This is a genomic window from Vibrio methylphosphonaticus, assembly GCF_023634655.1.
Taxonomy (GTDB): Bacteria; Pseudomonadota; Gammaproteobacteria; order Enterobacterales; family Vibrionaceae; genus Vibrio; species Vibrio methylphosphonaticus.
The window spans coordinates 102,329-123,156 of sequence record NZ_JAMKMS010000001.1; the positions used below are offsets into that span (position 1 = coordinate 102,329).

The 20,828-nt window shown below is 45.2% G+C and carries 16 protein-coding genes; 6 read left to right on the forward strand and 10 right to left on the reverse strand.

All coding sequences use genetic code 11. From position 1 onward, the window contains the following. The first annotated feature begins 501 nt into the window (after window positions 1-501). Genes M9196_RS00505 through M9196_RS00515 form a run of 3 tightly spaced genes read left to right on the forward strand, consistent with a single transcriptional unit; the run spans window position 502 to window position 2,940 of the window. A complete protein-coding gene (locus M9196_RS00505) occupies window positions 502-1,254 on the forward strand; it encodes a 5-oxoprolinase subunit PxpA (protein WP_250615575.1) in 753 nt (250 codons plus the stop codon). Window position 1,255: 1 nt separating this feature from the next. Next, window positions 1,256-1,954 (forward strand): 5-oxoprolinase subunit PxpB, encoded by a 699-nt coding sequence (gene pxpB / locus M9196_RS00510; protein WP_250615576.1) that lies wholly within the window; start codon window positions 1,256-1,258, stop codon window positions 1,952-1,954. Next, complete coding sequence (locus M9196_RS00515; RefSeq protein ID WP_250615577.1) at window positions 1,939-2,940, forward strand: 5-oxoprolinase subunit C family protein; 1,002 nt, start codon at window positions 1,939-1,941, stop codon at window positions 2,938-2,940. The genes pxpB and M9196_RS00515 overlap by 16 nt, the downstream gene beginning before the upstream one ends. Window positions 2,941-2,995: 55 nt before the next feature. On the opposite strand, the gene M9196_RS00520 is transcribed toward M9196_RS00515, so the two are convergent. Together M9196_RS00520 and znuA are read right to left on the reverse strand one after the other, a co-directional pair. Next, a complete protein-coding gene (locus tag M9196_RS00520; protein WP_250615578.1) occupies window positions 2,996-6,424 on the reverse strand; it encodes an AraC family transcriptional regulator in 3,429 nt (1,142 codons plus the stop codon). Between the two features lie 255 nt (window positions 6,425-6,679). Continuing rightward, on the reverse strand, window positions 6,680-7,558 hold the full coding sequence (gene znuA / locus M9196_RS00525) for a zinc ABC transporter substrate-binding protein ZnuA (RefSeq protein WP_284677040.1): 879 nt from the start codon (window positions 7,556-7,558) through the stop codon (window positions 6,680-6,682). Between the two features lie 82 nt (window positions 7,559-7,640). Between znuA and znuC the strand changes: the two genes are divergently transcribed. Continuing rightward, window positions 7,641-8,429, forward strand: coding sequence for a zinc ABC transporter ATP-binding protein ZnuC (znuC, locus tag M9196_RS00530; RefSeq protein WP_250615580.1), 789 nt, complete (start codon window positions 7,641-7,643; stop codon window positions 8,427-8,429). Then, entirely contained in the window at window positions 8,422-9,207 is a 786-nt protein-coding gene (gene znuB / locus M9196_RS00535) for a zinc ABC transporter permease subunit ZnuB (RefSeq protein ID WP_250615919.1), read from the forward strand. The genes znuC and znuB overlap by 8 nt, the downstream gene beginning before the upstream one ends. Before the next feature lie 156 nt (window positions 9,208-9,363). Here znuB and sucD read toward each other — a convergent pair whose 3' ends face one another. From sucD to sdhC, 8 genes are all read right to left on the reverse strand, one after another. Then, the gene (gene sucD / locus M9196_RS00540; RefSeq protein WP_250615581.1) at window positions 9,364-10,236 is read right to left on the reverse strand and encodes a succinate--CoA ligase subunit alpha; all 873 of its coding nucleotides are present in this window, start codon (window positions 10,234-10,236) and stop codon (window positions 9,364-9,366) included. After that, the gene (sucC, locus tag M9196_RS00545) at window positions 10,236-11,402 is read right to left on the reverse strand and encodes an ADP-forming succinate--CoA ligase subunit beta (RefSeq protein WP_250615582.1); all 1,167 of its coding nucleotides are present in this window, start codon (window positions 11,400-11,402) and stop codon (window positions 10,236-10,238) included. Before sucC ends, sucD begins: the two co-directional genes overlap by 1 nt. A 239-nt stretch (window positions 11,403-11,641) precedes the next feature. Beyond that, on the reverse strand, window positions 11,642-12,847 hold the full coding sequence (odhB, locus tag M9196_RS00550; protein WP_250615583.1) for a 2-oxoglutarate dehydrogenase complex dihydrolipoyllysine-residue succinyltransferase: 1,206 nt from the start codon (window positions 12,845-12,847) through the stop codon (window positions 11,642-11,644). A gap of 21 nt (window positions 12,848-12,868) precedes the next feature. Then, window positions 12,869-15,688 carry a 2-oxoglutarate dehydrogenase E1 component gene (sucA, locus tag M9196_RS00555; RefSeq protein WP_250615584.1) on the reverse strand — a complete coding sequence of 940 codons (2,820 nt, stop codon included), beginning with the start codon at window positions 15,686-15,688 and terminating at the stop codon, window positions 12,869-12,871. A gap of 127 nt (window positions 15,689-15,815) precedes the next feature. Next, complete coding sequence (locus M9196_RS00560; RefSeq protein WP_250615585.1) at window positions 15,816-16,526, reverse strand: succinate dehydrogenase iron-sulfur subunit; 711 nt, start codon at window positions 16,524-16,526, stop codon at window positions 15,816-15,818. 15 nt (window positions 16,527-16,541) lie between these two features. After that, a complete protein-coding gene (gene sdhA, locus M9196_RS00565) occupies window positions 16,542-18,308 on the reverse strand; it encodes a succinate dehydrogenase flavoprotein subunit (protein WP_250615586.1) in 1,767 nt (588 codons plus the stop codon). Further along, complete coding sequence (gene sdhD / locus M9196_RS00570; protein ID WP_250615587.1) at window positions 18,309-18,656, reverse strand: succinate dehydrogenase, hydrophobic membrane anchor protein; 348 nt, start codon at window positions 18,654-18,656, stop codon at window positions 18,309-18,311. It lies immediately after the preceding gene. Further along, the gene (gene sdhC / locus M9196_RS00575) at window positions 18,650-19,042 is read right to left on the reverse strand and encodes a succinate dehydrogenase cytochrome b556 subunit (protein ID WP_250615588.1); all 393 of its coding nucleotides are present in this window, start codon (window positions 19,040-19,042) and stop codon (window positions 18,650-18,652) included. Before sdhC ends, sdhD begins: the two co-directional genes overlap by 7 nt. A gap of 394 nt (window positions 19,043-19,436) precedes the next feature. Between sdhC and M9196_RS00580 the strand changes: the two genes are divergently transcribed. Then, window positions 19,437-20,726 carry a citrate synthase gene (locus M9196_RS00580; RefSeq protein WP_250615589.1) on the forward strand — a complete coding sequence of 430 codons (1,290 nt, stop codon included), beginning with the start codon at window positions 19,437-19,439 and terminating at the stop codon, window positions 20,724-20,726. Window positions 20,727-20,828: the final 102 nt, after the last annotated feature.

The window sequence follows — 20,828 nt, forward strand, 5'->3', positions numbered from 1 at the left end:
CACGTCAATTTCGTCAAATTCTGCCCAAAACACCGTTAGACATTGAATAGGTAACAAGATAAAAACAACAAAATAAATATTAAAACGATTACAAATCAATGCTTTACATTAAGAGATTTAAACTTGTCGCGATAATTATGATAGGTTGCCGTTTTTTTTATAAGTGAATTAAGCAAGAGTCGCTATAGTGATTTCCAACAGAGCAAAACGCTCCTGTACATGAAATTCCAGAGGTGATGTGGTGACCCACATCACTCCGGCAGCAAGCGAAGGTGTCATTGGCACCCGCGGTATGGTCCCCCGGCTATGCCGCGATTTTTTTTGCGCTGCGTTTAGCAATAAGGCGTTTACTGTGAAATGTGAGTGTCAAACCCTTCCCTCCAATGACATCCCCATAAGCGTGACTTAGCCCTTATAAACTCAACCTCTCACTGTGTATATTTGTCAATCAATCTGAAATTAATCATAATGGAATACAAGTATTTCAGGGAATTAGATACGATGATGGGACTCAATGGCGACGTCGGCGAAAGCTATGGCAGTTGGACTTTAGGCAAAGATGAACAGCTCATACCACTATTAGATATGGCAAATATCGCCTGCGGTTTCCACGCTTCCGACCCTGAAACTATGGCTCAAACGGTACAGCTGTGTAAACATCACAATGTATCGATAGGCGCTCATCCTGGTTACGAAGATAAAGTGGGCTTTGGTCGACGAAGCATCACTATGTCCACCGATGCCGTCACGACATCGATTTTATACCAAGTCGGTGCTTTAAATGGGATTTGCCAGCTTTACGGCTGCCATGTTGACTATATAAAACCCCATGGTGCAATGTATCTCGACATGATGCACTCAGCGTCTATCATGCAGGCTATCTTTGCTGCTGCAAAAGTGCTCAATCTACCGGTTATGCTACTCGCCAATCGCCACGCAGAGGCAACTCAGCAACTTGCCAATAGCATGGGAGTCTCAATATTATTTGAAGCGTTTGCTGACCGCTTATATTTAGACAGTGGCGAACTTACACCTCGAAGCCAAGCGAACGCAGTATTTCACTCCACTGAACAAATTTTGGGGCAAGCGAACCGCTTACTGCAAACCCAAACACTCATCACTGCATCCGGAAGTGAGCGACACGTCGTCGCGGACTCGCTTTGTGTTCACGGTGACAATGAGGCTTCTATCGAAGTTGCAACCGCTATTCGAGCCATAATCAATCAAACCATGAACAACAATACAGGTCGATAACATGGAGATTGAACTAGAGATCTATTCCGCCTCAGAATCGAGTCTTATTGTGTATTTTGGCAAAAGCATCGACATTACCCTTCCTCGCTATATCGCAAATTATGCCCAACAAGTCACCGATGCCTTTCCTAATGCAATACTCAATTTCACACCATCTTATACCTCGCTCCTTATTGAATTCCATCCGCTAAAACTGGATGGGTTAACGTTGCAACGTTTTATCTTAACCATTGAACCTAGCCTTTGCCGCAAGAGTCCGACAGAGAACACGCTATCCCTACCGACATTCTATGATTTAAGTACCGGACCAGATCTTGCAACCATGTCCGAGCAACTTAGCTTGTCCAAAGAACGGATTATTGAGTATCACCATTCCGTGCTTTACACCGTGTGTGCCATTGGGTTCGCACCTGGCTTTGCTTTTCTTGCTGACGTTCCTGAAAAAATACGCACGCCTAGATTAACGGAACCGAGAAAGCGAGTCCCTCTGGGCAGTGTCGGTATTGCCGACCGACAAACAGCCGTGTATCCACAGACAACGCCTGGAGGGTGGAACATCATTGGTAATTGCCCATTGCAACTCTATGACTCAGCCTCCCCGCAGACATCGTTATTGAAAGTGGGTGATAAAGTTCAGTTTTCTCCAATCAACGAGCATGAGTTCTATGAAATGGGAGGATCAATATGCCTAGACTGGTAGTCGTCCATCCTGGTCACTTGAGCTTAGTGCAAGACTTAGGTCGTTTCGGTGTTGCCCAATATGGACTTAGCCAAGGTGGAGTAGCGGACTTAAAGGCTCATTGTTGGGCACAAAAATCACTACAAAACCCCACCACAAATTCAAGCATTGAGATATTATTTGGTCACGCTCAATTCCAAGCTCTTGAACCCATTACCATGATGCTCAGTGGCGCTGATTGCAGCGCGAGCATCACGTCGTCATCCGCATCCGTCACTCAATCTAAACAAGTGGTATCAAACTGGCAGCCTTTTACACTGCATTCTGGTGACACCTTACAACTGCACACGCCTAGGACAGGCGCGCGAACCTATTTATCGGTACAAGGGGAGATCCAGATCGATGCGAGCCTGGGTAGTGTGTCGACGGTCGTTAGAAACCGTTTAGGAGGGATTAAAAATGGCGAGCCATTACGCCAAGGCGATATCCTCACTATCAATGAACCGAAACCTCACCACAGTACCTGTAATGCGTCAGCGGCCTCGCACCTTGCTACGCCAAGGTCAGTCAGGACATGCTATCCCAAAAAACAACGTATTCGGCTCATTCCCAGCTATCAATTTGCTCGCTTAGATAGCAAATTTATTCATGAATTACTTAGCCGCTGGTTTACTGTCTCTGCACAAAGTGATCGAATGGGGATTCGCCTATCTTCTGAAACACCGATAACCACACCTGTTGTTAAGCACGCCGCCCTTAATGAGACTGGTATTATTTCAGAAGGCATCGCATGTGGGTCAGTTCAAATCACTCACGGCGGCTCGCCCATTATTTTGCTACAAGACCGACAAACCCTCGGCGGCTATTGCAAAGCTGGGGTGATAGCCTTTCGAGATTTAGCAAAACTAGGTCAATTACGCCCAGGAAATCAGATCCAATTTGAACGGACAAATATAGAGGTAGAAAAAGTAAAACAACGCGCTTTTTATCGCTACTTTTCTCTATAGTATCAACCTATTAAATGATGCGTACTCAGCAAGCTGGTTATTGTTAAGACCATACTTAAACGGTTTCACTCTCATCACTCTCCAACGAAGCAAATTTAGAAGGTGAAATCCCAAAGTAAAGTTTGAAGCGTTGTGAAAAATAGGAGGGATCATTAAATCCACATGAGAATGCGACATCAGCCACTTTCTCACCTTGTAATAGCATCTCACACGCTTTTTCCATACGGATTTCACTTAAGTAATCCGAAAAAGTAACGCCAAATAGAGACTTAAAACGCCTCTGTAGACTGCGCTCAGAGATAAACAATACCTTTGCTGCACTTGACGTACTAAATTCAGGATTATTAAACTGCTCTGAAACCAACTGGGTGACACTTGCCTTCCAGTCACCGTGCTTGGGTTTATCTGGGCTGTTTTCTGCCGCTGCTTTCAACGTCTGTGGGTTAAAATCAGCAGATCCCGAACTCAATGATGGAGCCTCTGAGTCATCTTTAACGGTATCAATTAAATTAGCACTATAGAGATTCCAGCGAATGACCATGCGATTGACCGCCCCTCGCTCTATCGGTCGTAGTTCTCCCCCAGAATTATGAATATGCAAAGGTAAACTGCTAGGGCTAAAATCGAGTGTTTTTTCAGCCTCTACGTTATCTCGATCTTGCGGCGAACGATTGACACTAGGCAAAGGTAGACCCGAATCTTCAAACGTTACACTCAACTTCGTTCTATCAGTATCCACTGTAATACTAAGAGCCTGTCCTCTAACTAAACGCTTCAAAGCATTCGATAAGACTGAGTTAAAAATAATATCCAAGTTACAGTCATCCAAGAAGACATAGCTGGTTTCTGGAAGAATCAATAGATTCATTCGAACGCCATGATAATCAAACTCTTGCTGCCAGGCTTTTACGGTAAAGTTAATAATACGACTAACAGAGCACACAGCTGGGCGCTGCCCCTCTTCATCAAAGATCGCATCTAGATTTCGTAATCGTTCATTGAGCCCAGTGTTCTCCTTCACGTTATCTAAATAGGTATGTTTTGATGCATCAACTGCATCTTGGACTAAATCGCGTACTACCTGCTGCCGAACGTGGAATACTTTTCTAAGTTGTTGGTTATTTCTAACCAGGACTCGACTTTGATGCTGTAGTTGTTCGGTTTTTAGAGAGACTTGAGTCTTCAGCATTTTGTTAATGGCCCTCACACGTCGCGATCGCCACAGCATGAACCCAATAATGACAGACAGCATGCCAAAGAGAGAGAGCGTGTAAAAACTTGCCGACTTATACCAGGGCGTTAATACCACTAACTCAAATGACTTTTGACTAAAGCCACTCTCATCACCCACAATACGAATATAGAGTTGATGTTTTCCCTCTGTGGGCTTATCAAAGTTAAGCTCTAACCCTTGAATTCCCGACCAGCTTTCATCGCCATCAAAGCGATATTCTATCGCTTTACCCGATGGGAGTGGCCATACACCAAATCGCACACCGACCGACTTACCATAAGGAATTAGAAGGTTCCTCACTGGTTCAGTACCAATGGACACTGGCTGGTTATCCACCGTAAGTTCAGTAATAAGAACAGTTTGACTAGGAAGCGCGGTTTGAAGTAACTCGTTTGATGTAAATTCAACCATCCCGTAGCGAGAACCAACCGCAATAGCATCAGCCTCCTGATTATAAGTACAGCTTCCATCAACAAATTCGTTATTAATCAAACCATAAGGTTCAGATAAGTGCCGTTTTATCTCACCAGTAGGTAAGTACGCACTTACACCCATAGAGGTGATAACCCATAATGCTTGGCGACTCTGAGTGACACATAGCGGCCGAATGTTGGCGCGCTGTAATTCAACTTGGTTTAATGCTCGGCGTTCTGGTTGATAAGTGAAAACACCATAACTGCTCACGGCCCAAAGTGTATCTTCCGTTATTGCCATTTCAATCACGCGGCCAAAAGCTTCACTCTCACTGACATAATGGCTTTTACCGCTATCAATGAGATAGAGACCATGATCAGTGCCAACAGCTAAACGTTGCTGCTCCAACGCGTTTAACGCTGTTATCTTGGCCGGCAAGTGCTTATGTAGCACCCAGTCTGTGCCGTAATCCTTGAGTTGATTATTGGCAATATCTAGAGCAAATAGCCGTAGCCCACTGCTCATCCATAATGTGCCGCTATTGTCACCATTTGCCTCAAACGCGAGATGCTCAATATCAATGGGTAACGATGGGTATTCTTCCCGCACAGGGGTAACGCGATAACGCCTTAAATCAAGTGATAACAGCCCTCGCTCCGTCGCCAGCCAAAGTGTTTTATCTCGCTGCGCCACTGAGGATACTCGCCCCCAAAACACCAAGGTTGAAGTCCCTTCGCTATTTACCGAATATAAACCATTATTTGTGACGACCCAGTACCCACCGAGTGGGTTATCAAACATATCAAGCTTAGTGTCAATACGCCTTAAATCATCTTGATAATTAACCGAAGAACGCCGAAATAACCGACTGAACTCAGAGAAGTAGCGTACCCCGCCATTCGTAGCGATCCACATTCCACTCATTCCATCACTCACCAACGAGTATATTTTTTCACCGAGCAGACCATATTCATCATTTAAACTTACCTCTACTTTTCTAGCCTCCCCTAACGTCTTATCGACCAGAAATAACCCATGCTCCGTTCCCACCCAGTAATACTCTTCGGATTCTTCCAAAGTCAAAACATGAGACAGCGCCAACGGATAGTACTTCGAGACGGACACAGATGTGGATGTAGATGGAGATGCATCAACATCATAAATCTCGACACCAGTGGTAAAGCCAACAACAAGCTGTTTGTTTTCCGGAGAGTAGTGGAGCGTCGATGCAGAGAGGTTTGTCGACAGTTTAAGCCGCGTCAACGAGCCATTATTCCAATGAAATACGCCAATTGAGGTGGCTAAATACCAACCATTATCGACGAAAATCGCATCCGACACATCGATAGACAACCCACTGTGATAGCTTTCAAACGACGAAAGAGGCAGCATAGTCACTTTCTGGCTAGTCATTGAATACATGTAGAACTGCGATTCATCAACAAACCATAGGTTGCTATTAGATTCTCCCAAATGGCGAATGGTATTCGTCAGTTGAACACCGTAAACAACCTGCTCCTCACCCTGAGGAACTTGCGAGAGTATTTGATTATCTCGGTAATACCAAAATCGACCTTGCGCAAACACTGCATTCGACGCAGTAAATGGCGGATTGTCGAGTGTGACGAAACGACGACCATCAAAAAAGCGCACTTTATCATGGACATCAAAAGACCAAAGTCCACCATCCGTACCGATATATAACTGTGTCGCCGGTAAGTATTGCCCTTGTGACTGCAATTGAAGTGGATAGAAAATTGGTGGAAACTCTTGAGCAAAACTCTTAGAACACGTAGCTAAAAAAAGCCAACACACGCACTGCACCCACCACTTCATTTTTATCCTTGATGGGGCAAATATTTGCTTCGAATAACCGCACCCAGCCTCTCTACTACGAGAGGCTGAATTTAGTCGAAAAGGATGATAAGGCGTTGGAATCACAAGAGCTCAGTTAATTTGCAGCAATAATTATCGTTAATCTAATCGATTTACGACATTTATTAAAGCTCTCACGACGGGTTAGCACGCTAATTGTTTAGACGATCACACCTCATCTATCTACTATTCAGAGCATAGCTCAACGAGTAATGACTACTGAGATAGACAATCAGATAAGCTGTTTGACAGTGTATGAAGAAACACAAAGTAGCTGCCATCCTCAATAACAATATCCGTTCCTAGAGGATCAAGACGACCGATCTTTGTACCTGTACCGCGAGTGACCGATTCAATCACAGCAGGCGTGTATTGCGGCTCAGCAAATACGCACTTCACCTGCTTTTCCTTCAGTGTTGTTTTAATATTGATCAACGTCTTAGCTCCTGGCTTTCGCTCAGGGCTAACAGTAAAGTGACCTAAATTGTTAAGAGAAAAATAGGATTCAAAATACCCATAAGCATCATGAAAAACATAGTAGCCTTCCGTTTGAATCGGCGCAAAATTCTGTTTTATTTCGCTTTCAGTCTGGCTGAGGTTAGCTGCGAATTTCGCCAGTTTGTTCTCATATTGAATTCTATTATCTGGATCCAACTCTATCAATTTAGCGCTGATAGCTTGAGCGACACTTAGTGCTTGTTTAGGCCCTAACCAAACATGGGGATCATAGCTACCATGGTGATGTCCTTCATGACCATGATCGTCATCGCCAAACTCCCGCAATGACAACCCCTCAATATCCACTACTTTAACCACGTTCGATTTTCCGTCGAGCGATTTGGCCAGAAAACTCTCCAAGTCAGGACCAAACCAAACGACGATGTCACTACTATGCAATCGCTTAACGTCTGAAGGTCGCATCGCGTAGTCATGAGGGGAGGCATTTGCGTTCAATAACGAAGAGGTAGTTTGCCCTTCTAGAATGAGCTCGTGGGCGATCATTTCAAACGGCTTGATGCTATTTAGCACCTCAATCGCCTGGGATTTTATTGGAACAAGTATTGCTAAAGCAGCAAAGGAAAGATAACGCAACATGTGGACCTCAAGTGGTAGACTGGCTTAAGAGAAGTTTAAATGTTACATTATAACACTTAGCATTTGCAAATGAGTTCTATTCATGTCCGAATTAATTCGACTCGATGGGGTGTCCGTCGAGTTCGGTAAGCGTCGTGTGCTCGATAACATCACGCTGACGATAAAGAAAGGTCAAATCCTCACCCTAATTGGCCCCAACGGCGCAGGTAAGTCTACCTTAGTCAAAGTATTGCTTGGGCTTCAAAAGCGCTACCTTGGCCGTATTGAATGTGCGAAAAAACTAAGAATCGGTTATGTCCCGCAAAAACTAAAACTCAATGAAACGCTACCCCTTGATGTCGGGCGATTCTTAGCGCTTGCTGGAAAATATAGCGCACAAGAACAACTAGACGCCCTTAAACTAGTTGGCGCTGAGCACCTTATGAAAAGTAATATGCATCAACTGTCGGGCGGGGAAAATCAACGAGTATTACTCGCCAGAGCTCTTCTCCAACGGCCTGACCTACTGGTATTGGATGAGCCAGCTCAAGGGGTGGATGTACAAGGGCAAATCGACTTATATGATTTAATAGACAATATTCGTCACCGATTTGGCTGTGCGGTGTTTATGGTCTCTCATGATCTTCACCTCGTGATGGCGAAATCCGACAACGTCATTTGTCTTCACCATCATATTTGTTGCCAAGGTAACCCACAAACTATCACCCAACATCCTTCTTATATCGCGTTATTTGGTATAGAAACGAAGGAAACCTTGGCTTTTTATCAACACCAACACACCCATCATCATCACGATTTATCCGGTGAAACAGTGACGGGGGACGCATCGCAATGCGAGCATCATACACATGGGCACACTCACCATGATTGAGTTCTTACTTCCTTCTATTTTTGCCGGACTTGGTATCGCCTTAATCGCAGGGCCACTTGGTTCTTTTGTGGTTTGGCGAAAGATGGCGTATTTCGGTGACACGCTGGCGCACGCCTCTCTAATGGGGCTTGCGCTTGGTTTTTTGTTTGACATCAACCTCTATTTGGCTCTGATCATATGTTGTATGGCACTGGCTGTCATATTAGTAACATTGCAAAAGCAGCAACTTGTCGCCACCGATACGTTGCTCGGTATTTTAGCGCACAGCGCCTTGTCTCTCGGGCTGGTAGCCGTCAGTTTTCTCGACAACATTCGCGTCGATCTTATGAGTTATCTGTTTGGCGACTTACTTGCCGTTTCTCCGACTGATCTTGCGTATATTTATGCGGGTGTTTTGGTTATTGGCGCGTTGTTATTTATTTTTTGGCGCTCTTTACTCTCGACAACCGTCAGTGAAGATCTGGCCGCAGTTGAAGGCATTAATGTGGATTTGATGCGCCTGTTGATCATGATAATGGTTGGACTTGTCATTGCGATCGGTATGAAGTTTGTCGGGGCGCTTATCATGACGTCATTACTTATCATTCCTGCTGCCACAGCTCGAAAATTCACTCGAACTCCGGAAACCATGGCCTGTACCGCCTCCATCATTGGCATGATCGCAGTACTTTGTGGCTTAAGCCTTTCTTGGTTCTACGATACGCCAGCGGGTCCCTCTGTCGTCATCAGCGCTGCCGCTTTTTTCTTATTAGCCCAGCTAATGCCTGCGCGAGATTAGACCGACTCGAGCAATAAACTGCTAAAAACACCGCTTAAACTAAATCTCCTGTAATAAAAAAGGGCTCCTATCGGAGCCCTCTTGAAAACCTATTCAAACGTGCTTCCAATACAAGTAACACGTTGAAATGTATGTTTATTTAGACAAAAATGGCGATTACCAACCTGTTACTTCGCGAAGTGCTGAACCAATGTCAGCTAAGCTTTTCACGGTTTTCACGCCCGCTTCTTCAAGCGCGGCAAATTTGTCTTCTGCTGTCCCTTTACCACCAGAGATAATTGCACCAGCATGACCCATGCGCTTACCTGGAGGCGCTGTTACGCCAGCAATGTAGGAAACAACGGGTTTTGTCACGTTTGCCTTGATAAAGGCAGCCGCTTCTTCTTCCGCTGTTCCGCCGATTTCACCGATCATCACGATCGCTTCCGTCTCTGGATCGTCTTGGAACAATTTCAAGATATCGATAAAGTTTGAACCTGGAATCGGGTCACCACCGATACCAACACATGTAGACTGACCAAAGCCTTCATCTGTTGTCTGCTTAACCGCTTCATACGTTAAGGTTCCTGAGCGAGACACGATGCCCACTTTACCCTTCTTATGAATGTGACCAGGCATGATACCAATCTTACATTCATCCGGTGTGATTACACCAGGGCAGTTAGGACCAATCATCACAACACCCGCTTCATCTAAACGTACTTTTACGTCTAAAAGATCAAGCGTTGGAATGCCTTCAGTAATAGTGACGATAAGCTTGATGCCCGCATCAATCGCTTCTAGTATCGCATCTTTACAAAATGGCGCAGGTACATAGATAACAGATGCAGTTGCACCTGTGGTTTCTACCGCTTCACGAACCGTGTTAAATACCGGCAGACCAAGGTGAGTTTGACCGCCTTTACCTGGCGATACACCACCAACCATTTGTGTTCCGTAATCAATCGCTTGTTCTGAGTGGAACGTACCTTGACCACCAGTGAAACCCTGACAAATAACTTTAGTATCTTTATTAATTAGTACAGACATTATTTGCCCTCCGCTGCAGCAACAACTTTTTCCGCAGCTTCAGTTAGAGAAGTCGCAGCTATGATATTTAGACCACTTTCCGCCAATTTTTGCGAACCTAGAGGTGCGTTGTTACCTTCAAGACGAACGACAACAGGGACCTTAACGCCCACTTCTTCCACTGCACCAATGATGCCATCAGCAATCAGGTCACAGCGAACAATACCACCGAAGATATTAACAAGAACCGCTTTTACATTAGTGTCAGACAAGATGATCTTGAACGCTTCTGTTACACGCTCTTTTGTCGCACCGCCCCCTACATCAAGGAAGTTTGCCGGTTGGCCGCCGTGTAGGTTGACGATATCCATCGTACCCATTGCCAAACCGGCACCGTTTACCATGCAACCAATGCTGCCATCAAGCGCTACGTAGTTAAGTTCCCACTGTGCAGCATGTGCTTCACGCTCATCTTCTTGTGATGGATCGTGCATCTCACGAAGCTTAGGCTGACGATACATTGCGTTCGAGTCGATGTTAATCTTGCCATCAAGACAAAGAAGGTTACCTTCCGCCGTGACAACAAGAGGATTGATTTCAAGCAGAGCTAAGTCATACTGAGCAAACATATTGCCAAGACCTAAGAAAATCTTAACGAACTGTTTAATCTGGTCGCCAACAAGACCCAGCTTAAATGCTAGCTCACGGCCTTGGTATGCTTGAGGACCGACAAGCGGGTCAATGGCTGCTTGGTGGATGAGTTCAGGTGTCTCTTCAGCAATCTTTTCAATGTCTACACCACCTTCTGTTGATGCCATGAACACGATACGACGCGTTGCACGGTCAACCACTGCACCTAGATACAGTTCATTTGCGATGTTTGAAGCTTCTTCAACCAAGATTTTGGTAACTGGCTGACCATTTGCGTCAGTTTGAAAAGTAACCAGGTTTTTTCCTAGCCATTTCTGAGCAAACTCTTTAACGCCTTCTTTCGTATCATGAAGTTCAACGCCACCCGCTTTACCGCGACCACCAGCGTGAACCTGACATTTAACGACTTTCTTCTCTGTGCTAATGCGGCCAGCCGCTTCGAACGCTTCTTGGGCCGTATCACATGCAAAGCCTTCTGGTACAGGCAAACCGAATTCTGCAAACAGCTGTTTGGCTTGGTATTCATGCAAATTCATTTCGTTATTCCATTTGTTTATCCCTAAAGGGATTTATTATTTCCATAAAGCCGATAAGTTGGCCGTACGTCTGTAGGAGGTACTTCTACGAATCACCCATTAAAGGGCTAAATAAGAGCTAGACGCTGAGCCGGCCTAGCTCCTTTTACTTGGGGTGACTACACACCCCAATGAAAAAACAACACGTTGTTATCTATTGTTTTGTTACGTATCGAGCAATTTACACATCGAACAATACGTTATACATCAAGCAATAGGCGTGCTGGGTCTTCTAATAGTTCTTTAATTGTTACCAAGAAACCAACCGACTCTCGACCATCAATAAGACGGTGATCGTAAGACAGCGCTAGGTACATCATTGGTAAAATTTCAACTTTTCCATCCACCGCCATTGGTCTGTCTTGGATTTTATGCATACCCAAAATAGCCGCTTGTGGTGGGTTGATAATTGGCGTTGACATCAATGAACCAAAAACACCACCGTTAGTGATGGTAAAGTTACCACCCGTCAGCTCTTCGACCGTTAACTTACCGTCGCGACCTTTGATGGCTAACTCTTTAATGCCTTTTTCAATATCAGCAAAACCTAAAGTATCACAGTCTTTAAGAACTGGCGTCACTAGACCACGTGGGGTCGACACTGCCATGCTGATGTCAAAGTAATTGTGATAAACAATTTCTTCACCATCAATGGATGCGTTCACTTCAGGGAAGCGTTTCAACGCTTCCGTCACAGCTTTAACATAGAAAGACATAAAGCCTAGGCGCGTACCATGACGCTCCTCAAACTGGTCTTTATACTGCTTACGCAGGTCCATAATTGGCTTCATGTTAACTTCATTGAATGTCGTTAACATTGCAGTACTATTTTTCGCTTCAAGCAGACGCTCTGCAACACGCTTACGAAGTCGAGTCATTGGAACTCGTTTTTGGCTACGTGCTGAAATAGGGGCAACCGCAGCGGCCTCTTCTGCTTTAGGCGCATTCTTAGCAGCTGCAAGGTGTGCTTCAATGTCTTCGCGAGTGATTCTGCCGCCTACGCCAGAACCCTTCACATCTTCAGCCTTCAAACTATGTTCAGCAAGCAAACGGCGAACCGCTGGGCTTAACGAGTCATTTGACTCTTCGGTTAGCGCGGCTTTGTGGCGTTTGTCAGGCGAAGCCTGAGTTGAATCGGTTGTATCTGTTGTTGGTTCGCCCGCTACCGCACCCGGCTTCAAACGTGCAATCAATTCTTTAGATAGAACCGTCGCCCCTTCTTCTTGAATGATTTCTTCCAGTACACCGGCTTCTGGCGCAGGGACTTCAAGAACAACTTTATCCGTTTCAATGTCTACAATGACTTCGTCTCGAGCCACTGCTTCGCCTGGTTTCTTATGCCAAGTCGCGACGGTTGCGTCTGCGACAGATTCAGGTAAGTCTGGAACCAGAATTTCAATTGTCATATCTGTTTCTTCCTTTTACTTCTAGTTCTTAATCAAGGTCAACGCGTCTTCGATCAACGCTTTCTGTTGTTTCAAGTGTACTGACATATAACCAACTGCTGGTGAAGCAGAAGCTGGACGGCCTGCATATTTCAGGTCAACACCGACAGGAATCGCTGCTCGGAAATTGTGTTGGCTTGAATACCAAGCGCCTTGGTTTTGTGGCTCTTCTTGACACCACACCACGTCTTGTACATTGGTATACTTCGAAATTTTCGCTCGAACGTCATCCAGTGGGAATGGATAAAGCTGTTCAATACGTACAATCGCAACGTCTTCTTGCTCATTGTTACGACGCTGCTCTAGAAGATCAAAGTACACTTTACCAGAGCAGAAAATCACACGTTTTACGTTCTCTGGATTAAGGTCATCTACCTCACCAATCGCGGGTTCAAATGTACCTGAAGCTAAGTCATCTAAGCTTGATGTACATAGAGGGTGACGAAGTAGTGATTTTGGTGACATCACAATCAACGGACGACGCATTGGTCGTACAACCTGACGGCGTATCATGTGATAAACCTGTGCTGGCGTTGATGGAATAATGACTTGCATGTTTTGCTCTGCGCAAAGTTGCAAGTAGCGTTCTAGTCTCGCAGATGAGTGCTCAGGCCCTTGTCCTTCGTAGCCGTGAGGTAGCAACATGGTCAAACCACATAAACGTCCCCACTTTTGCTCCCCAGACGAGATAAACTGATCGATCACCACTTGGGCACCGTTAGCAAAATCACCAAACTGAGCTTCCCAAATGGTTAAACCACTTGGTTCAGCCGTTGCGTAACCATACTCAAATGCTAACACCGCCTCTTCTGATAAAACGGAGTCAAACACTTGGAATGGACCCTGTTTATCGTGGATATTCGCAAGCGGTATGTATGTACTCGCATCATCTTGGTTATGAAGCACAGAGTGTCGATGGAAGAACGTACCTCGCCCTGCATCCTGACCTGAAATACGGATACGCTTACCATCATCAAGAATGGTCGCGTAAGCCAGTGTTTCTGCCATACCCCAGTCAACCATCTTCTCGCCACTCATCATGGCAGCGCGATCGTTGTAGAGTTTATTGACTCGGCTTTGTAGTTTATGACTTTCTGGAAGCTGCCCTAGGCGTTCGCCTAGTTCGACCACGCGTTGTTTGCCAACCGCGCTATCCCATTCCATATCCCACTCATGTCCAAGATAAGGAGACCAGTCAACAGAATGGAGTGCCATCGGCCGCCATTCTTTAACAACCACTTCACCGCGATCTAATGCATCACGATATTCGTTCACCATCTGAGTCGCCGTTTCGATATCGCTCTCATTACGCTCAATCAATACATCTGCGTATAGCTTACGTGGTGTTGGGTGTTTTTTGATCTTCTGATACATCAACGGTTGAGTTGCATTCGGCTCATCCGCTTCATTGTGACCATGGCGACGGTAACAAACGAGGTCAATAATCACGTCTTTGTGGAACGTGTTTCTAAAATCAAGTGCGATGCGAGTAACGAACGCGACCGCTTCTGGATCATCAGAATTAACATGGAAGATTGGCGCCTGTACCATCTTGGCAATGTCAGTACAGTACATGGTAGAGCGCATGTCGTGTGGGTTTGACGTGGTAAAGCCAACTTGGTTATTGACCACGATTCGAACCGTACCACCCACTCGGAAACCACGAGCTTGCGACATGTTGAATGTTTCGGCTACTACACCTTGCCCTGCAATAGCAGAGTCACCGTGAATAGTAATAGGGAGTACCATGCTGCCATCTTTATCACCAAGGCGATCTTGACGCGCTCGCACAGAACCAATAACCACCGGGTTAACGATCTCTAGGTGAGAAGGGTTGAATGCTAATGCTAAATGCACATCCCCACCTGGTGTCGCGAAATCGGCAGAGAAACCTTGGTGATATTTAACGTCACCGGTACCCCAAGTATCGTCGTGCTTCTTACCCGCAAATTCATCAAACAAGTCTTGTGGTTTTTTGCCCAAGACGTTGACCAGCATATTAAGTCGACCTCGGTGGGCCATCCCAATCACCACTTCGCGTAAACCGCATGCACCCGCATGACGAATGAGCTCTTTCGTCATTGGAACTAGGGCATCACCCCCTTCTAAAGAAAATCGCTTAGCACCTGGGAATTTGGCGCCTAAATAGCGCTCAAGACCTTCAGCTGCTGTCAATTCTTCTAAAAAGGTGTTTTTTTGGTCTTCATCAAAGGAGGGCTGACCGACTACAGATTCAAGTCGTTGCTGAATCCAACGCTTTTGCTCTGTGTTCGTCATGTGCATGTATTCAGCGCCAACAGAACCACAATAGGTTTTTTGTAGGGCTTTATGCAGGTCTCTCAACGTCATGCTCTCTTGGCCAATGGCAAAAGAACCTACGTTAAAGGTTTCGTCTAAATCATCATCCGTTAAGGAGTGGAATGCAGGTTCAAGTTCTGCCACGGGGGGACGCTTCCACAACCCTAATGGGTCTAGATCTGCTGCTTGATGACCGCGAAAGCGGTATGCGTTGATAAGCTGTAGTACTTTTACTTGCTTAGCATCGACTTCAGGATCACTTACTTGGGCACTTGAATGCTTTGTTTCTTTAGCGAGTCGTCGGAAGTAATCACGGACACGTGAATGCGGTTGTTCAACCACATCGTCAGGCTGCATAGGCAACCCATCAAAAACACGTCTCCACTCTTCACTTACCTGTTCGGGATCACTTAGATACAGTTCGTAGAGGTCCTCTACGTAGGTTGCATTGGCGCCAGCCAAGTGTGAAGACTCGAGCCATGCCTTCATCACGCCGTTGTGCATATTTTCCCTTACCAGTAGTTTTCATAGTTGCTGCGGTCTAAGCCGAGCTATCGAAAGTCGATTCTCACAGAGTGAGCCCTCTACTCGAATCGACAATATTTATAGACTAAAACAACGCCGGATTTGTTTAAATCGAACGGTTCACTAACATCGATTTAATGTGTCCGATCGCTTTTGTTGGATTTAATCCCTTAGGGCATACACTGACACAGTTCATGATACCGTGACAACGAAATACGCTAAATGCATCATCCAGTTCAGATAATCGTTCCTCTGTCGCCGTATCACGGCTATCAATCAGCCAACGATAAGCCGCCAGTAAACCAGCAGGTCCAATAAACTTGTCTGGGTTCCACCAGAAAGAAGGACACGACGTCGTACAACACGCACACATGATACACTCATAAAGTCCATCAAGATGTGCTCGTTCTTCAGGAGATTGTAAGTTCTCTCTTGAAGGAGGCAAATTGCCATCAGAAACGAGAAACGGCTTAACTTTCGAGTAGTTATCATAAAACTGAGTCATGTCGACAATCAAGTCTCGTACGACAGGTAACCCTGGTAAAGGACGAATAATTATCTTGTCACCCTGCAAAGCAGACAACGGTGTGATACACGCCAGACCATTTTTACCGTTCATGTTTAGACCATCAGAGCCACATACACCCTCACGGCAAGAACGTCTAAATGAAATACTAGGATCTTGCTCTTTAAGCAAAATCAAAGCATCAAGTAACATCATATCTGAGCCTTCATCCACCTCAAGGGTGTAGTCTTTCATGTAAGGCTTCTGATCGACATCGGGGTTGTAACGATACAAAGAGAAATTCAGTTGCATAATTTTGTCCTCCTCTTAGTACGTACGTGCTTTTGGTGGAAAAGCGTCACGATGTACTGGTTCCATATTTACGCCACGCTTCGACATCGCTTCTGTCTCAGGATTGTAGATAGAGTGGCATAGCCATTGCTCATCATCACGATCTGGGAAGTCGAATCGAGCATGAGCTCCACGGCTTTCTGTGCGGTAGTTCGCCGCCACAGCCGTTGCAAATGCCGTTTCCATTAGGTTTTCAAGCTCTAAACATTCAATACGCTGCGTGTTGAATTCTGTTGATTTATCAGACAGGTAAGCATTATTCAAACGTTCACGAATCACTTTTAGTTCTTCAAGCCCTTTTGCCATCGCATCACCTTCACGGAATACCGAGAAGTTGTTTTGCATACATTGCTGCAAGTCTTTGCGAATTTGTGCAGGATCTTCACCGCCAGTACTGTTTTCCCAACGGTTATAACGTTCTAGTGAGCGCTCAATATCCGCGTCAGTTGCCGGTTTCGCATCCGCTTGCTTTTTCAAGGTTTCACCAAGGTGTAGACCTGTAGCACGACCAAATACAACCAAATCAAGTAACGAGTTGCCACCTAAACGGTTTGCACCATGTACCGATACCGACGCAATTTCGCCACAAGCAAATAAACCTTGAATCTCCACATCAGACCCATTGGCATCTTGCTTAATGGCTTGTCCTGAAACTTGAGTTGGCACGCCACCCATCATGTAGTGACACGTTGGAATAACTGGAATGGGTTCCTTAACAGGATCAACGTGAGCAAAGGTACGAGACAACTCACAAACACCAGGCAGACGCGACTCAAGCGTATCCTTACCCAAATGATCAAGTTTCAGTTTGATATGCGGTCCCCAAGGGCCATCGCAACCACGGCCTTCACGAATCTCAATCATCATTGAACGCGCAACGACATCACGACCTGCTAAATCTTTTGCATTCGGTGCATAACGTTCCATGAAACGCTCACCGTCTTTATTCAGTAGATAACCACCTTCGCCACGACAACCTTCAGTTACCAACACACCCGCGCCAGCAATGCCTGTTGGGTGGAACTGCCACATCTCAATATCTTGCATTGGCACACCAGCACGAATTGCCATGCCAACACCATCCCCGGTATTGATATGCGCATTCGTTGTCGATGCATAAATACGACCTGCACCACCTGTTGCTAAAATCGTCGCCTTAGATTTGAAATAGCACACTTCGCCAGTTTCCATGCAAAGTGCTGTACAGCCCATAATGGCGCCGTCTTCATTCTTCACAAGATCAAGGGCATACCATTCTGAGAAAATAGTGGTCTTGTGTTTAATATTTTGCTGGTAAAGCGTGTGAAGCAGTGCGTGACCAGTACGGTCAGCGGCCGCTGCTGTGCGCGCAGCTTGCTCGCCACCAAAGTTTTTGGATTGGCCACCAAATGGACGCTGGTAAATAGAGCCATTATCAAAGCGAGAAAATGGCAATCCCATTTTTTCAAGTTCAATGACAGACTCAGGTCCGTTTTTACACATGTACTCAATAGCATCTTGGTCGCCGATATAATCGGAGCCTTTTACCGTGTCATACATATGCTGTTCCCAGTGATCCTCATGCGCATTACCTAGCGCAACGGTAATACCACCTTGTGCAGACACCGTATGTGAACGAGTTGGGAAGACTTTTGATAAAAGAGCACAGCTTAAGCCTTGCTCCGAAATTTGTAGAGCAGCACGCATACCCGCACCGCCAGCGCCGATTACAACAGCGTCAAACTCTCTAACTGGAATAGTCACTTACGCACCCCACAGAATAAAGAAACCAGAGAAAAAATAACCAAGAAGCACTGCAATGATTGCTAGCTGAAGCCCACCACGTAACTTGGTGCATTTGATATAGTCTGTAAGAACTTGCCATAAACCGATCCATGCATGAATCAGTACTGATGTCAGGGCGAGCATAGTGAAGACTTTAGTAAAGGTCCCACCAAAAAATTGCGTCCATGACACATAAGAGATATCGCCAGAAAAGGCACAAAAGCTTACGATGTAAATCGTATAAAGCGTCATAATGATCGCCGTTGCACGAATCAATAAGAAATCGTGGACACCATTACGACCAACTGAAGAAACACTACCTACCATACTAATACTCCCGCCAACAACGACAGGATACCTGTCAAGATGAAGGAAACCTTGGCACTTTTAGCTCCAGTATCGAGCTCTTCAAAATGACCAAGATCCATAAGCAAATGACGAATACCACCAACGATGTGGTAAGCCAATGCCGTCAATATTCCCCAAAGAATAAACGTCACGAAGAAACCGTCGACGATGTCTGCCGCTTCAGCGAATCCGATAGGGGAGGAAAGTGACTTGGATAGTAACCATAGGAGGATTCCAATCGACACAAAAGTAATCACACCCGACACTCGGTGCAGGATGGATGCAATTGCCGTGATTGGCATTTTAATTGTCTGTAAATCTAAATTAACAGGTCTGGGCTTTCTTTCTTTCATGGGCTTGCTCACTCAGCTCCATTGAGCATTTATTGTTATAGATAAACTTTGGCTTGGAAGCCTCAAAAATTAACATAAACTTAACAATTATTTCGTATTACATCCGAGATAATTGTAATGAAAATGTTAAATAACCAGAGTTGTCACCGACCTCACTTCGGTTTGCACCCTCGATTTTATAAGGACTTAGCCAAAATTTTCACCGCAACTATACGGCTGGCAACATTCTAATACAATTGCTGTAACAAAATATGCTACACAGCACAGGTTTTTAACCATTTTTCCTTAAAAAATCATAACAAGTGCACACAAAACCGTATATAAATTGACTTTGAAGTCGAAGCAAAGTAAAAAATTGGCACATAAACATCCTGGACGGATTAAATAATAAACAAAGGAGATTGTTATGGCGGATAAGAAAGCGACCCTTCACATTGAAGGTACAGCGCCGATCGAGCTGCCGATTATGGATGGTTCTATAGGACCACAAGTAGTCGATGTTCGTAAGCTTGGAGCAAATGGTTATTTTACTTTTGACCCAGGTTTTCTTGCCACTGCATCCTGTGAATCTCAAATCACTTATATCGATGGTGACAAAGGTGTGCTTCTGCACCGTGGATTCCCAATCGATCAATTGGCTAACAATGCAGATTACCTAGAAGTATGTTACATCCTTCTCATGGGGCAAGCCCCAACTCGAGAAGCATATGAAAGCTTCAAACAAACGGTCACACGTCACACCATGGTTCACGAACAAATCGCGAGTTTCTTCCACGGTTTCCGTCGTGATGCTCACCCGATGGCCGTAATGTGTGGTGTAGTTGGTGCACTCGCAGCCTTCTATCATGACTCTTTAGATGTTAATAACGATAACCACCGTGAAATCGCAGCATATCGACTTATTTCGAAGATGCCGACACTTGCAGCGATGTGTTACAAATACTCTATCGGTCAACCATTCATCTACCCACGTAACGATCTAACGTACGCGGAAAACTTCCTACACATGATGTTTGCGAACCCATGTGAAGAATATGAAGTGAATCCTATCGTTGCTCGTGCTATGGATAAGATTTTCACTTTGCACGCGGACCACGAACAAAACGCATCGACCTCAACAGTGCGTCTTGCTGGTTCATCTGGTGCTAACCCATTCGCTTGTATTGCAGCGGGTATTGCTTCGCTTTGGGGCCCTGCTCATGGCGGTGCTAACGAAGCATGTTTACGTATGTTGGAAGAAATCGGCTCAGTCGACAACATTCCAGAGTATGTTAATAGAGCGAAAGATAAAGATGACCCATTCCGCTTAATGGGCTTTGGTCATCGTGTTTACAAGAACTATGACCCACGTGCAACGGTTATGCGTGAAGCATGTCATGAAGTGCTTAAAGAGCTCAACATTCAAGATCCACTGCTTGACGTGGCGATGGAACTAGAGCGTATTGCACTGTCTGATGAGTACTTCGTTTCGAAGAAACTTTACCCGAACGTAGACTTCTATTCAGGTATTATTCTGAAGGCAATTGGTATTCCTGTTTCTATGTTTACCGTTATCTTTGCGATGTCTCGTACTGTTGGTTGGATTGCACACTGGAACGAAATGCACAGTGATCCTGCAAACCGAATTGGTCGCCCACGTCAGCTTTACACTGGTGAAGAAATGCGTGACTTCCGACCTCTACATGAACGTGAATAACTGAGTATCAAATAGCGCTTGATTGAGCACTATTTGTGAAAATGCGAACAAAAAAGAGCAGCGCCAGGGCTGCTCTTTTTTATGCCTAACCGATTTATGGAG

Bases quoted from the DNA above. Each gene is read 5' to 3' on its own strand.
- M9196_RS00505 (WP_250615575.1), top strand. From the start codon at position 502: ATGATGGGACTCAATGGCGACGTCGGCGAAAGCTATGGCAGTTGGACT.
- pxpB (WP_250615576.1), top strand. From the start codon at position 1,256: ATGGAGATTGAACTAGAGATCTATTCCGCCTCAGAATCGAGTCTTATT.
- M9196_RS00515 (WP_250615577.1), top strand. From the start codon at position 1,939: ATGCCTAGACTGGTAGTCGTCCATCCTGGTCACTTGAGCTTAGTGCAA.
- M9196_RS00520 (WP_250615578.1), bottom strand. From the start codon at position 6,424: ATGAAGTGGTGGGTGCAGTGCGTGTGTTGGCTTTTTTTAGCTACGTGT.
- znuA (WP_284677040.1), bottom strand. From the start codon at position 7,558: ATGTTGCGTTATCTTTCCTTTGCTGCTTTAGCAATACTTGTTCCAATA.
- znuC (WP_250615580.1), top strand. From the start codon at position 7,641: ATGTCCGAATTAATTCGACTCGATGGGGTGTCCGTCGAGTTCGGTAAG.
- znuB (WP_250615919.1), top strand. From the start codon at position 8,422: ATGATTGAGTTCTTACTTCCTTCTATTTTTGCCGGACTTGGTATCGCC.
- sucD (WP_250615581.1), bottom strand. From the start codon at position 10,236: ATGTCTGTACTAATTAATAAAGATACTAAAGTTATTTGTCAGGGTTTC.
- sucC (WP_250615582.1), bottom strand. From the start codon at position 11,402: ATGAATTTGCATGAATACCAAGCCAAACAGCTGTTTGCAGAATTCGGT.
- odhB (WP_250615583.1), bottom strand. From the start codon at position 12,847: ATGACAATTGAAATTCTGGTTCCAGACTTACCTGAATCTGTCGCAGAC.
- sucA (WP_250615584.1), bottom strand. From the start codon at position 15,688: ATGCACAACGGCGTGATGAAGGCATGGCTCGAGTCTTCACACTTGGCT.
- M9196_RS00560 (WP_250615585.1), bottom strand. From the start codon at position 16,526: ATGCAACTGAATTTCTCTTTGTATCGTTACAACCCCGATGTCGATCAG.
- sdhD (WP_250615587.1), bottom strand. From the start codon at position 18,656: ATGGTAGGTAGTGTTTCTTCAGTTGGTCGTAATGGTGTCCACGATTTC.
- M9196_RS00580 (WP_250615589.1), top strand. From the start codon at position 19,437: ATGGCGGATAAGAAAGCGACCCTTCACATTGAAGGTACAGCGCCGATC.